13 protein-coding genes are annotated in these 12,332 nt (G+C 71.5%); 5 read left to right on the top strand and 8 right to left on the bottom strand.

What is annotated here, in order from left to right; all coding sequences use genetic code 11:
• The first annotated feature begins 78 nt into the window (after positions 1–78).
• Positions 79–1,041 (top strand): terpene synthase, encoded by a 963-nt coding sequence (locus AB0B39_RS05475; RefSeq protein WP_357491266.1) that lies wholly within the window; start codon positions 79–81, stop codon positions 1,039–1,041.
• On the opposite strand, the gene mqnP is transcribed toward AB0B39_RS05475, so the two are convergent.
• Positions 1,038–1,949 (bottom strand): menaquinone biosynthesis prenyltransferase MqnP, encoded by a 912-nt coding sequence (mqnP, locus tag AB0B39_RS05480; protein ID WP_357491268.1) that lies wholly within the window; start codon positions 1,947–1,949, stop codon positions 1,038–1,040. The genes AB0B39_RS05475 and mqnP overlap by 4 nt on opposite strands.
• A complete protein-coding gene (locus AB0B39_RS05485) occupies positions 1,949–3,409 on the bottom strand; it encodes a menaquinone biosynthesis decarboxylase (protein WP_357573569.1) in 1,461 nt (486 codons plus the stop codon). The genes mqnP and AB0B39_RS05485 overlap by 1 nt, the downstream gene beginning before the upstream one ends.
• 292 nt (positions 3,410–3,701) lie before the next feature.
• On the opposite strand from AB0B39_RS05485, the gene AB0B39_RS05490 reads away from it, so the two are divergent.
• Positions 3,702–4,577 carry an alpha/beta hydrolase gene (locus AB0B39_RS05490; RefSeq protein WP_357491272.1) on the top strand — a complete coding sequence of 292 codons (876 nt, stop codon included), beginning with the start codon at positions 3,702–3,704 and terminating at the stop codon, positions 4,575–4,577.
• Positions 4,578–4,581: 4 nt separating this feature from the next.
• Here the strand turns inward: AB0B39_RS05490 and AB0B39_RS05495 are convergent, their stop codons facing one another.
• The gene (locus tag AB0B39_RS05495) at positions 4,582–5,136 is read right to left on the bottom strand and encodes a carboxymuconolactone decarboxylase family protein (RefSeq protein WP_357491274.1); all 555 of its coding nucleotides are present in this window, start codon (positions 5,134–5,136) and stop codon (positions 4,582–4,584) included.
• A gap of 74 nt (positions 5,137–5,210) precedes the next feature.
• Here AB0B39_RS05495 and AB0B39_RS05500 point away from each other — a divergent pair, with 74 nt between their 5' ends.
• The 3 genes from AB0B39_RS05500 (at position 5,211) to AB0B39_RS05510 (ending at position 7,583) form a co-directional block, all read left to right on the top strand.
• Positions 5,211–5,687 carry a MarR family winged helix-turn-helix transcriptional regulator gene (locus AB0B39_RS05500; RefSeq protein ID WP_357573570.1) on the top strand — a complete coding sequence of 159 codons (477 nt, stop codon included), beginning with the start codon at positions 5,211–5,213 and terminating at the stop codon, positions 5,685–5,687.
• A gap of 180 nt (positions 5,688–5,867) precedes the next feature.
• Positions 5,868–6,143: a hypothetical protein gene (locus tag AB0B39_RS05505; protein ID WP_357573571.1), complete on the top strand. Its 276-nt coding sequence runs from the start codon at positions 5,868–5,870 to the stop codon at positions 6,141–6,143.
• A gap of 78 nt (positions 6,144–6,221) precedes the next feature.
• On the top strand, positions 6,222–7,583 hold the full coding sequence (locus AB0B39_RS05510; RefSeq protein ID WP_357573572.1) for a hypothetical protein: 1,362 nt from the start codon (positions 6,222–6,224) through the stop codon (positions 7,581–7,583).
• A gap of 70 nt (positions 7,584–7,653) precedes the next feature.
• Here AB0B39_RS05510 and ccsB read toward each other — a convergent pair whose 3' ends face one another.
• The 5 genes from ccsB to AB0B39_RS05535 are packed head-to-tail and all read right to left on the bottom strand — an operon-like array spanning position 7,654 to position 12,329.
• Positions 7,654–8,631, bottom strand: a complete 978-nt coding sequence (ccsB, locus tag AB0B39_RS05515) for a c-type cytochrome biogenesis protein CcsB (protein WP_357573573.1) — start codon at positions 8,629–8,631, stop codon at positions 7,654–7,656.
• Positions 8,631–10,286: a cytochrome c biogenesis protein ResB gene (locus AB0B39_RS05520; protein ID WP_357573574.1), complete on the bottom strand. Its 1,656-nt coding sequence runs from the start codon at positions 10,284–10,286 to the stop codon at positions 8,631–8,633. Before AB0B39_RS05520 ends, ccsB begins: the two co-directional genes overlap by 1 nt.
• Positions 10,286–11,113: a cytochrome c biogenesis protein CcdA gene (locus AB0B39_RS05525; RefSeq protein WP_357573575.1), complete on the bottom strand. Its 828-nt coding sequence runs from the start codon at positions 11,111–11,113 to the stop codon at positions 10,286–10,288. Before AB0B39_RS05525 ends, AB0B39_RS05520 begins: the two co-directional genes overlap by 1 nt.
• On the bottom strand, positions 11,113–11,682 hold the full coding sequence (locus AB0B39_RS05530) for a TlpA disulfide reductase family protein (RefSeq protein WP_357573576.1): 570 nt from the start codon (positions 11,680–11,682) through the stop codon (positions 11,113–11,115). The genes AB0B39_RS05525 and AB0B39_RS05530 overlap by 1 nt, the downstream gene beginning before the upstream one ends.
• Positions 11,682–12,329, bottom strand: a complete 648-nt coding sequence (locus AB0B39_RS05535; RefSeq protein WP_234587777.1) for a histidine phosphatase family protein — start codon at positions 12,327–12,329, stop codon at positions 11,682–11,684. Before AB0B39_RS05535 ends, AB0B39_RS05530 begins: the two co-directional genes overlap by 1 nt.
• Positions 12,330–12,332 lie beyond the last annotated feature (3 nt).

Raw genomic sequence — 12,332 nt, forward strand, 5'->3', positions numbered from 1 at the left:
GGGTATCTGCTCGTCCCGGCGACCTGACATGCTGCCGGTGGCGATTCGCGCCGGAAGCAGATCGCGCGGGAGGCAGGGGTGACGACCGGCGAGGTCCTCTGGGCGCTGCGCGCCGAGTGCCCGATTCCTGCCCGGCTCTCACCGCACGCGGACCGGGTCCAACAGTGGCTGCTCGGTCTGTTGCCCGAGCTGGGTCTGCCGCTGGACGACGCCGCCCTGCACCGGCTGGCCCGGGGCGGCTTCGCACGGTACGCGGGGCGGCTCTACCCGGACGCCAGCGAAGCCGACCTGCGGGTGCTGACCGCTCTCTTCACCTGGTTCTTCCTCGTCGACGACGCGTGCGACGGGCCGAACCGGCTCGATCCGGCGCAGATCCGGGCGCTGCGCGACGGCACGCTGGCACTGCTGCACGACGGCCCCCGGCTGCGGCACGGCGGCCTGACCGGTCCGCTGCGGCGGCTGCTGGTGCTGGCCTGGCGGGAGCCGCGCCGACGGATGCCGGCCCGGTGGCGCCTGCGCTTCGCCGACGCGGTGGCCCGGCACCTCGACGGCACCTGGCGGGAGGCGGTCAACAAGGAGGCCGGCCGCCGGCCCAGCGTCGGCGAGTACGTCGAGCTGCGCCGGGAAACGTCGGCGGCGGAGGTGTCGTACCCGCTGGTGGAGTTCGTCAGCGGCCGACCGCTGCCCGACCCGGTCTACCACCACCCGCTGCTGCGGCAGATCGCGCGCACCGGCAACGACCTGCTCTCCTGGTACAACGACGTCGCCTCGCTGGACCGGGACCGGGCCACCTCGGGCGGGCACAACCTGGTCCTGGCCACGCAGGCCGAGCAGGGCGTGTCGGCGGCGGAGGCGGTCGACCGGGTGGCCGAGCGCTGGCGGGAGTCGATGCGACAGTTCGTGGCGCTGCGCGCCGCCGTGCCGTCGTTCGGGCCGGCGTTGGACGAGGCGGTCACCGACCATCTCGACGGGGTCGCGTACGCGGTGCGCGGCACCATCGACTGGACGCTGGAGAGCGCCCGCTACCCGACCAACGCCTAGCCGCGCAGGTCGAGGCGGATCACCAGGTCGAGCAGGGCGAACACGAACAGCGCGATGCCGACGAAGCCGTTGGCGGTGAAGAACGCCCGGTTGACCTTGCTGAGGTCGGTCGGGCTGACCACCAGGTGCTGGTAGCCGAACGCGACAGCTGTCAACGCCAGCCCGATCCACCAGAGCCAGCCGAAGCCAACCAGCGCGCCGAACCAGATGAACAGCGCGAACGTCACCACGTGCGCCACGGTGGAGGCGTGCAGGGCGAAGCGCCGGCCGTACCGGGCGGGCACGCTGTGCACGCCGATCTCCTGGTCGATCTCGGAGTCCTGGCAGGCGTAGATCAGGTCGAAGCCGCCGATCCACAGGCCGACCGCCGCGCCGAGCAGCCAGGCCGGCCAGGAGCCGTCCAGGGTGCCGGTGACCGCGAGCCAGGCGCCGACCGGGCCGACCGCCTGGGCGATCGCGAGGATGGCGTGCGGCCAGTTGGTGAACCGCTTGCCGTACGGGTAGACGACCAGCGGCACCACGGCGAGCGGCGCCAGCACCAGGCAGAGGGGGTTGAGCAGCGCGGCGGCGACGAGGAACACCACGAGCGCGACGGCCGCGCCGGTCCAGGCCGTGCGCACGCTCACGGCCCCGGTGACCAGTTCCCGTCCGGCGGTACGCGGGTTCCGGGCGTCGATGCGCCGGTCGAGGATCCGGTTGGCGGCCATCGCGAACGTCCGCGCGCCGACCATCGCCACGGTGATCAGTAGCAGGTCGAGCCACCGCACGTGCCCGCCGTTGACCTGCATGGCGGTCAGTGCCGACAGGTACGCGAACGGCAGCGCGAACACCGAGTGCTCGATCGCGACGAGCTTGAGGAAGGACTTGACCCGGCCCGGCTTCTCCACGGGTGCGTCGAGGACGGCCATCAGATCCCGTACTCCTTCCAGCGCTTGTCGACCAGGGCCGCGACTTCCGGGGCCATGGTCATCTCCTCCGGCCAGCCTCGGGTGTAGCCCTCGGTGGGCAGCTTGCGGGTCGCGTCGACGCCTGCCTTGCCGCCCCAGAACTGCTGGTACGACGAGTGGTCGAGGTGGTCCACCGGCCCCTCGGTCAGCAGCAGGTCACGGGCGTAGTCGACGTTGCCGAACGCGCGGAAGGCGACCTCGTTGTAGTCGTGCACGTCGCAGTCCTCGTCGACGATCACGATCAGCTTGGTGAGCGACATGAGGTGCGCGCCCCAGATCGCGTTCATGACCTTCTGCGCGTGCTTCGGGTAGCGCTTGCGGATGGAGACGATCGCGCAGTTGTGGAACACCCCGGCGGCCGGCAGGTCGTAGTCGACGATGTCCGGGATCATCAGCTTGAGCAGCGGCTGGAAGATCCGCTCGGTGGCCTTGCCGAGGCCGTGGTCCTCCTGCGGCGGCTTCGACGTGACGATCGAGTGGTAGACCGGGTCGCGCTGCATGGTCATCGCTTCGATGTGCAGCACCGGGAACGGCTCGACGGGCGTGTAGTAGCCGGTGTGGTCGCCGAACGGCCCCTCGGGCAGTCGCTCGCCGGGCTCCAGGTAGCCCTCCAGGACGATCTGCGCGTGCGCCGGCACCTGCAACGGGACGGTGAGGCAGTCGACCATCTCCACCCGTTCGCCGCGCAGGAACCCGGCGAACAGGTATTCGTCGATGTCGCCGGGCAGCGGCGCGCTTGCCGCGTACGAGACGACGGGGTCGCAGCCGATCGCGATCGCGACCGGCAGGCGCTGGCCGAGCCGCTCGGCGACCGCGTGGTGCGCGGTGGAGTCCTTGTGGATCTGCCAGTGCATGCCGAGGGTGTTGCGGCCGTGCTGCTGGAGCCGGTAGAGGCCCAGGTTGCGCTTGCCGGTCTCCGGGTGCTTGGTGTGGGTCAGCCCGTAGTTGTGGAAGATCCCGCCGTCGCCGGGCCAGACCTGCAGCCCCGGCAGGCGGCCCAGGTCGACGTCGTCGCCCCGGTAGACGACCTCCTGGCAGGGCGCGGTCTTGACCTTGCGTGGGGGCAGCGACTTGAGCTGCATGACCTTGCCGAGGCCTTCGCGGATGCCGGACCAACCGACCGGCAGCTCCGGCTTGATCATCGCGCCGATCCGCTCGCCGATCTCGTCCAGCGAGTCGACGCCGAGGGCCATCGCCATCCGCTTCTCGGTGCCGAACAGGTTGATCGCGACCGGCATCTCGCCCCGGGTGGGGTGCTCGAAGAGCAGCGCCGGCCCGCCGGCCCGCACCGTCCGGGTGACCACCTCGCTGATCTCCAGGGTCGGGTCGACGGGCACGTCGACCCGGCGCAGCTCCCCCGCGCGCTCCAGCGCCGCGAGAAAGTCCTTGAGATCGGTGTACGGGAAGCCACGAGCCGCCATGACGCCCAGTCTCCCGCACCGGGTCCGGGGCGACCCACAGCGGGTGCTGTGACACCCGCGACGGCCCGGGTCGGCGGCGATCCAAGATCGGCTCGACCAGCGAGCATCGACCCTGCCGTACCGCCCGCTTCGGCGGGTCACCACCGCAAGATCCACTCGGGATCCATGAAGTCGGGGTGTCCCTGCTGCCCGGATGCCCCGACTTCAAGAAAGGCGAGTGGATCAACCCACATCTCCCGGGCGTGGCGGGCGGTTGAGCGGGTAGCCGGGCTGCCGGCGGATGGAGGCAGCGATGGGCGGCGAAACGGTGCCGGCGGGGTTCACCGAGCAACGGGCACGGGTCGGCGAGATCACCCTGAACTACGTCCGGGGCGGCAGCGGCCCGCCACTGGTGCTGCTGCACGGCTATCCGCAGTGTTCGCACATGTGGCGGCACCTGCTGCCCGAGCTGGGGCGCTCCTTCGACGTGGTCGCGCCCGACCTGCGCGGCTTCGGGGCCAGCGACGCCCCAGCCGGCGGCTACGACAAGAAGACCGTCGCCGCCGACCTGCACGGACTGCTCGACCAGCTCGGCCTGACCGGTGACCTGCGGGTGGTCGGGCACGACCTCGGGACGATGGTGGCGTACGCGTACGCCGCCGCCCATCCGGAGCGGGTGAGCCGGCTGGCGCTCACCGAGGCGCCGATCCCCGACGAGAGCATCTACACGTTCCCCGCGCTCACCGCCGCCGGGCCGGGGGTGTGGAACTTCGGCTTCTTCTCGATCGGCAACGGGCTCGCGGAGGAGCTGGTCCGGGGGCGCGAGTCGCTCTGGGTGGACCGGTTCACCGATGCCCTGATGGTGCGCAAGGGCAGCATCGCCGCGCCCGACATCGAGGAGTTCGCCCGCCACCTGCGCGACCCGGCGCACCTGCGGGCCAGCTTCGCCTACTTCCGGGCGTTCGATCAGGACATCGTCGACAACGCGGCGTACCGGGCCACGAAGCTGACGATGCCGGTGCTGGCCGTCGGCGCGTCGGCAAGCCTCGGCGGACAGGTCGCCGAGCAGGTCCGCCGGTACGCCGACACGGTCCGCGGCGAGGTGATCGACGACTGCGGGCACTGGCTGTACGAGGAACGCCCGGACGAGATGCTGGCCCTGCTGCGCGACTTCCTCGGCGCGAAATGACCGGTCAGGCGGCGGGCGTCCAGGCGTGGGCGGCCAGCGGCGGGTCGAGCGGTGCGCGGGTGAGCCGGTTGGCGAAGGTCGACATGGTGTACGCCCCGACGCCCAGCACCACGTCCAGCGCCTGCCGGGGCTGGTAGCCGGCGGCCAGGAAGGCCTCCAGCTCCTCGTCGGGCACCGCGCCGTGGTGCGTGAGCACGGCAAGCGTGAACTGGCGCAGCGCCTCCAGCCGCGGCTCGGGCAGCTCCGCGCCGGCGCGGAGCGCGGTGATCAGCGCGGCGCTCGCGCCGAGCTCAGTGATCTTGCCGCTGTGCAGGGCCACGCAGAAGTGGCATTCGTGGGAGGTGGAGACGGTCAGGATGACCACCTCCCGCTCCACGGGCGCGAGGCTGGTCTGCTCGAATCCGGCGCTGGCGGCGAGGAAGCCGTTGAGCAGCTGCGGCGACTCGGCCATCAGCCCCACCCCGGTGGGAAGCCAGCCGAACCGGCCGCGCACGCTCTCGACGGTCCGGCGGGCTGCGGTCGGTGCGGTCTCGGCGGTGTGGACGGTGAAGACGGACATGGTTACCTGCTTCCACGGCGTACGCCGTAAGATGGTCAACGTGGTTGACGAAATAGTAAACGTGGTTGTCGAACATGGCAACCTCTGATCCCGCCCGGCCCGGCTTCCAGCTTCCGCTGTTGCTGCTGGCGGGCTTCCGCACCCTGATCGACGACCTGCACGCCGAACTGGCCCGACAGGGGCACCCCGAGCTGCGCCCGTTGCACGGCTTCGTGTTGCAGGCCGTCGGGGTGCACGGCACCACCGCCACCGAGCTGGGCCAACGGCTGGGCATCTCCAAGCAGGCGGCCGGCAAGACGGTCGACCGGCTGGTCGCCGTCGGCTACCTGGAACGGGTCGACGATCCGTCCGACGCCCGCCGCCGGCTGGTCCGGGTGACCGAACACGGCGCCGACGGGCTACGCCGCTCGGCGGAGACCTTCGACCGGTTGCGCGAGCAGTGGGCCGAGGCACTGGGCGAGGAGCGCGTCGCCGCCCTGGAGGACGACCTGCGCACGATGGCCTCGGCCAACTGGTTCCGCCTCGACGTGCCGGGCTGGTTCGGCGGCTGACCCCACCCCAGATCGCCGGCGCTGCGGCCCTTGATCGACACCACATCGGCGAGGTGGCGGTTTGCCGGCGGCGTGACACCCCCACCTCCCCGATGTGGTGTGGATCAAGGCGGGTCAAGCCCTGCGGACACATCTCACCGTTCGTGGCGCAACGGCCGAACCGCAGCGCAGGCTGGAGGCATGTCGGACGCGTACGTGGTCGGCGACCCGGACGGGTTGTCGCCCCTGCTGGTCGAGCTGCGCGACACCATCGCCCGGGAGCTGCACGCGCAGGTGGCGCTGCGGGGCGAGCGGATCGAGCTGGCCGACCTGCCCGAGGTGTCCTATCAGGTCACCATCCAGGTCGAGCGGGCGTTGCGCCTCTGGCGACCCGGGTCGCAGCCGCGCGGCGGGGCCCGTTTCGACGGTGGTCGCGCACCGATCGACGGATCGAGAACTGTCACAAGTGATCTCTAGGATCAGGGGTGCCCGGTCGGGTCGGGGCGGCAGCAACTCCGGCTTCTTCCGACCGGCTCACCCTCACCAAGGAGATCGATGAGATCTGTGCGCGTTACGCGTGGCCGGCTCCTGCGCGGGCTCACCGCGCTGGTCGTGACCGCCGCGGGGGTCGGTGCGACGGCAGCACCCGCCCTCGCGGTTGACGACCCCGGCTGGGTCAACGCCTGGATGGAAGACGTGACGGTGGGCGGTCCCGGCGCTCCCGCCCGGACGGTCTCGCTGACCCTGACCAGCACCGGCGCCACCGAGCCCCGGGTGAGCATCGACCTGGCCGGTCTGGCCGGCGTGGCCACCGCCAGCTTCCCCGCCGGGTGCGTCACCGCGGGCACCTCGACGACCTGCCCGATGCCCCCGACGGCCGTCGACGAGTTCGGCACGCTCACCGGCACCGTGCCGGTGGTGTTCCGGGCCGCTCCCGGCGCCGCCGACGGCGCGACAGGCACGCTCGACTACACCGCGTTCGGCGAGCAGACCGAGGCGTACGCCCAGCAGGCGACGATCACCGTGCGGTCCGGGCCCGCCCTGCTCGACATGGTCGACGAGTACGTCTCGGGCGTCGAGGTGGGCGACACGCGCCAGGTCCCGGTGGTCGTGGTCAACGCCGGTGACCAGCCGACCGTGGACCTGCGGCTCACCATGCGCTTCCCGGTGGGTCTGACGCCCGCCAGCTACCGCAACTGCCGGTACGGCACCGACCGGGTGCTCGCCACAGTGGCCGTCTGCACCGTGCGGGGCACCTTCGCGCCAGGTCAGCGGCACGAGCTGCGCGGCGGGCTCGCCACCACGGTCGGCCCGGCCACCCTCGGCGACAAGCGGATCACGCAGATCGTGGAGCCGCTGACCACCGCCGGGCCGCTGCCCAGCGGTGTGAAACTCGCGCACCGCGAGGCCGACCAGGCGCTGCGGCTGCGGGCGGTCGGACGGCCGCTCGACGTGATCCCGGTCGAGGTGACCGGCGCCGGCGGGCAGACCTACCTGCGCAAGGTCCAGGGCGCCTTCGACATCGTCGCCCAGGGCGCGACAGTCACCGGGGCCGTCGGTGACACCGTGCGGGTCACGGTGGGCCTGCGCAACGAGGGCCCCGGCGTCCCGGACGCCACCAACTCGGGTGACGGCGTCGGCGCCTTCCTCTTCGTGCCGCCGGCCGGCACCACAGTGCTCGGCAACCCGTCGGGCTGCTGGCTCAACGGGGACGAGGAGAGCGCCGGGGACGCCCCGACAACCTGGTACTGCAACGGGCCGGGTTCCGTGTTCCCGGCCGGGACGAGCCGTACCGTCGCGTTCGACCTGCGCATCGACAGCCTCTCCGGTACGCCCGGCGAGATCCAGCCGTACCAGCGTTACCCGCGCGTGGACGACGACCCGAGCAACGACATCGCCCCGGTGACCGTGAGCTGACCAGGGCACCGAAAGACGACGGGCCGGTCACGGACGAATCCGTGGCCGGCCCGCGCGTCGTCGACAGCTGTCAGTTCAGCCCACCGTACGAGTGCAGGCCGGTGAAGAAGATGTTCACGCCGAACAGGTTCATCAGCATGGTGAGGAAGCCGAGCACCGCGATCCAGGTGGCCACGTTGCGCTTCACGCTCGGCGTGGCGCGAGCGTGCAGGTAGCCGGCGTAGACGACCCAGGAGATGAACGCCCAGGTCTCCTTCGGGTCCCAGCCCCACGGCCGACCCCAGGCCGCCTCGGCCCAGATCGCGCCGGCGATGACCGCGAACGTGAAGATCGGGAACGCGAACGCGTGCAGCGTGAAGGTGAGCCGTTCCAGACTGACCGCGGGCGGCAGCCGCTTCGCCAGGGTGTACGGGAAGCTCCGCTTGCCCTGCTCGTACCCGTTGCGCATCAGGAAGCCGACCGCCGGCACCGCGCCGAGCAGGAAGATGCCGGACGCGAAGACGATCGTCGAGACGTGGATGACGAACCAGTACGAGTTCAGGGCTGGCACCAGCGGCACGATCGGCACGTACAGGACCAGCTCGGCGGTGGCCACCAGCAGCACCATCACCAGGGTCAGGAACAGCCCGAGCTTGCGCAGCGACGGCCGCTTCCAGAGCACCACGAGCCAGGCCGCGACCCCGATGAACGTCACCGTGAGCACGAACTCGTACATGTTGCCCCAGGGCATCCGGTCGGCGGCCAGACCCCGCGTGACCAGCGCCGCGAGGTGCAGCACGGCGGCCAGCGCGGTGGCAGCCACCGCGACCAGGCCGGCGATCCGGGCCCGACGCGCCGCGCCGTCGGCAGTCGGTGGGACCGGCGCGGGCGGCTCCGGGAGGACGCCGCCGCCACCGCCGACCCCCGCCCCCACCAGCTCGCGGGCGGGCGACGCCACGGCGACCCGGGTACGCGCGTTGCCCAGCGCGTACTCGACGGCGTGACTGATCATCGCGACCAGGTACGTCAGGATCGCGAAGGTCACCAGATTGTCGGAGAGCGCGGACATCACTCGGTCCCTTCTCGCACACCGGCCCGGTCGCTGGAGTCAGCGTCGGTGCCGGCCCGCTCGGCAGCCCCGTCGGCACCGCTCACAGCGGTGACGAGCTGGGCGAACTCGTCGGCGAACCCTGGATAGTCGGTGCGTGGCAACCCACCGGCCTCCATCAAGCTACTACCGCCCGTCGGAGATCCATTCGCCGGGTCGGCCGGTGCCACCCGGAAGAACACCCGGCGGCGCCGGCCGAACAGCGAGCCCATCAGCCCGACCAGCAGCGCGCCGCAGCTCACCAGCAGCGGCGTCGAGCCCGGGTCGTGCCGGACGGAGAGCGTCACGTACCGCTCGGTGCCCAGGAACTCGACTGTCGTGCCGTCATCCAGCGTCCACTTCTCGCCCTTGCGCAGCAGCTTGCTGCCGATCTCCTTGACCTTGCCGTTGCGCACCTGCCGCTGGTCGAGCTGGTAGACCGAGCCGGGGATGCCGGCGTCCAGGCCGAGGTTGCCCCGGTAGGCGACCAGGTTCAGCGCCGGGTTGCGCTCGGTCGGGTACTCCGAGCGGACGAACGGGGCCTGCTGCGGCGCGGTGGGCAGGTAGATGCCGGTGAACGCCATCTGCTCACCAGGGGTCCGCTTGCCGGTGGCCGGGTCGACGTTCGCGTCCGGGAAGGCCGCCAGTCCCTCGCTGGTCAGGCCCATGTCGCCGGTGGTCAGGAACGGCTCGTCACTGACCTGGCTGTTGCCGAACCGGTCGGTGTAGCGGATCACCGGGGCGTACCCGTGACCGAGCAGGTAGACGCTCGCGTCGGCGAGTCGCAGTGGTGAGTTCACCGAGAAGTCCGCGCTACGGGTCGGCTCGTCCGGACCGTCGACGGTCACCCGGGCGTTGAAGTACTCCGGCTGGCCGGACGGCAGGAACCGGGCCTGGAAGTCGTCCAGCCGCAGGCAGAAGCGGGGCAGGTCCCCGCTGTCGACGCGGGGGCCGAGCTTGGCCTCGGCGTACTGCTGGCGGGTGTTGCAGAACGCGTTGTCCGCGCCGGCCACGAGCAGGCGGTTGCCGCTCCAGCCGTACCACGAGCCGAGCGCGACACCGATCAGCACCGCGATCAGCGAGGTGTGGAACAGCAGGTTGCCGGTCTCCTTGAGATAGCCCTTCTCGGCGGAGACCTCGTCGCCGCGGACCTCGACCCGCCAGCGTCGCTTGCGCAACACCTCGGCGACGGCGGCCGCGCCACCGGCGGGGGCCTGCAGCACGGCGTGCTGCGGCAGCCGCGCCAGCTGCTTCGGCGCGACAGGTGGCCGGGACCGGAGCGCCCGGACGTGGTCGCGCAGCCGGGGCGTGATGCAGCCGATCAGCGACGTGAACAGCAGCAGGTAGATCGCGGAGAACCAGACCGAACCGAAGACCTGGAACGCGCCGATCCGGTCCAGTCGGGGGGCCCAGTCCGGGTGGTCGACGAAGTACTGGTTGACCTTCTCCGGGCTGATCCCCCGCTGCGGCAGCACCGAACCGGGAATCGCGGCGATGGCCAGCAGGAAGAGCAGGATCAGCGCCGTACGCATGCTGGTGAGCTGCCGCCACGAGTTGCGCAGCAGGGCCAGCAGCCGGTTGGGCCGGCGCCGGGGCGCCGGGGCCTCGGCCTCCGGTCGGTCGTCGACGACAGTCATCAGATGCTCACCTCGCCCACCCCGACGGTGGTCTGCAACCAGATCACGAAGCTCTGCCATCCGCCGGTGACCAGCGCCAGGCCGATCAGGATGAGCAGGGCGCCGCCGACCCGGGTGACCCAGCGGCTGTTGCGCCGGATGGCACGGAAGACTCCGAGCAGGCGCTGGAAGCCCAGCCCGAAGACGACGAACGGTATCCCCAACCCGAGGCAGTACGCCACGGCGAGCACCACCGCGCGGTCGCTCTGACCACTGGTGGCGGCCATGCCCATCACCGCGCCGAGGGTCGGACCGGTGCACGGCACCCAGCTGAGCGCGAAGACCGCACCGAACACGGGTGCGCCGAGCAGGCCGGCGGACGGCAGCCGGGAGATCCGGAACTCACGTTGCAGGGCGGGGATCATGCCGAGGTAGCCCAGGCCGAGCACGGTGATCAGCGCGCCGATGCCGATCTGGAGTTCGCGCTTGTAGTCGAAGAAGACCCGACCGATGCCGGCGAAGAGGATCGCGGTGGCGACGAAGACGACAGTGAAGCCGGCGATGAAGAGCAGGGTGCCGGCGAGCACCCGACCCTTGACCGCCGCCGACGGCGCCGTCCGCTCCCGGACCGCGACACCCCCGCCGGTCGTCTCGGCGGGCGCGGGAGCTGTCACCGGGCGGCGGCCCTCCAGGTCGGCGCCGGCCAGACCGGTGACGTACGACAGGTAGCCGGGGACCAGCGGGAGCACGCACGGGGAGAGGAAGCTGACCAGCCCGGCGAGCGCCGCCGCGCCGATCGCGAGCACCAGCGGCCCGCTCTGGGCCAACTCCTTGAAGGTCTCACCCATCAGTTCGGCGCCGGCTTCTCGGCCGCGACCCGCTCGACGATCGGTTGCAGGCCCTCCTGCTTGACGGCGGCGCGGATCACCACCGCGACCCGGCCCTCCCGGTCGAGCACCACTGTCGCCGGGACGGTGTTCGGCGGGATGTCCAGGTCGAGTGCCAGACGGCTGGACGGGTCGAAGAGGCTCGGATAGGTGACCCGGCCCTCCTCGAACGCCTTGGCCTTGTCCCGCTGGTCCTGCACGTTGATGCCGAGGAAGCTCACCCCGGAGCCCTTGGTGGCCTGGTAGGTGGCTTCCAGGTCGTCGGCCTCGGCGCGGCACGGCGCGCACCAGGAGCCCCAGAAGTTGACCACCACGACCTGGCCGCGGGCCTGGTTGACGTCGTAGGTGCCGCCGGTGAGCAGCTCACCGGCGAGTTTCGGAGGGGCCGAACGCTGGTCCGGTGCGCACTCGATGATGCCGTCGGAGGTGGTCGAGCAGGTCTTCTCCTGCCCCTTCGACGACGTGCAGCCCACCAGCGCCACCGCTGCGACGGCGGCGAGCAGACCCGCGGTCCACCTCCGGGCGGTCATCAGGCCCCCTTGGCCGTCCGGGCTGTCGCGGAGAGGGCGATGAGGTGCGCGGCCGGCTCGCTGTAGCCGATGCCGACCACCTTCGCGCCGTCGAAGTGGAACGAGGTGAGGCTCGCCAGCCCGCACTGCCGCTTGCGCGGGTCGTGCCACAGCCGCTTGCGTTCGACGTGGCGGCGCAGCGTCCAGATCGGGAGCTGGTGCGACACCAGCACGGCCTCGCGGCCCTCGGCGGCGACCCGGGCGGCGTGCACGGCGGCGAACATCCGCTCGGCGATCACCCGGTACGCCTCACCCCAGGACGGCGTCACCGGGTCGCGCAGCACCCACCAGTTGCGCGGGTCGCGGAACGACCCGTCACCCGGGGAGACCTTCTTGCCCTCGAACCAGTTGGCGCTCTCGATCAGCCGCTCGTCCACCCCGACCGGCAGCCCGAACTGGGCGGCGATCGGCTCGGCGGTCTGCTGGGCGCGCTCCAGCGGACTGGCCACCACGTGCACGATCTCCCGATCGGCCAGCCCCTGCGCGGCGGCCTTGGCCATCTGCACGCCCAGCTCGGACAGGCGGAAACCGGGCAGCCGCCCGTACAGGATCTGGTCGGGGTTGTGCACCTCGCCGTGCCGGAGCACGTGGACCACCGTCTTGCTCACCGT

Origin of the sequence: Micromonospora sp. NPDC049114 (assembly GCF_040648635.1) — a bacterium.
Taxonomy (GTDB): Bacteria; Actinomycetota; Actinomycetes; order Mycobacteriales; family Micromonosporaceae; genus Micromonospora.

Coding starts and splice junctions, on each gene's coding strand:
- mqnP (WP_357491268.1), bottom strand. CDS start 1,949: ATGGCCGTCCTCGACGCACCCGTGGAGAAGCCGGGCCGGGTCAAGTCC.
- AB0B39_RS05485 (WP_357573569.1), bottom strand. CDS start 3,409: ATGGCGGCTCGTGGCTTCCCGTACACCGATCTCAAGGACTTTCTCGCG.
- AB0B39_RS05490 (WP_357491272.1), top strand. CDS start 3,702: ATGGGCGGCGAAACGGTGCCGGCGGGGTTCACCGAGCAACGGGCACGG.
- AB0B39_RS05495 (WP_357491274.1), bottom strand. CDS start 5,136: ATGTCCGTCTTCACCGTCCACACCGCCGAGACCGCACCGACCGCAGCC.
- AB0B39_RS05500 (WP_357573570.1), top strand. CDS start 5,211: ATGGCAACCTCTGATCCCGCCCGGCCCGGCTTCCAGCTTCCGCTGTTG.
- AB0B39_RS05505 (WP_357573571.1), top strand. CDS start 5,868: ATGTCGGACGCGTACGTGGTCGGCGACCCGGACGGGTTGTCGCCCCTG.
- AB0B39_RS05510 (WP_357573572.1), top strand. CDS start 6,222: ATGAGATCTGTGCGCGTTACGCGTGGCCGGCTCCTGCGCGGGCTCACC.
- ccsB (WP_357573573.1), bottom strand. CDS start 8,631: ATGTCCGCGCTCTCCGACAATCTGGTGACCTTCGCGATCCTGACGTAC.
- AB0B39_RS05520 (WP_357573574.1), bottom strand. CDS start 10,286: ATGACTGTCGTCGACGACCGACCGGAGGCCGAGGCCCCGGCGCCCCGG.
- AB0B39_RS05525 (WP_357573575.1), bottom strand. CDS start 11,113: ATGGGTGAGACCTTCAAGGAGTTGGCCCAGAGCGGGCCGCTGGTGCTC.
- AB0B39_RS05530 (WP_357573576.1), bottom strand. CDS start 11,682: ATGACCGCCCGGAGGTGGACCGCGGGTCTGCTCGCCGCCGTCGCAGCG.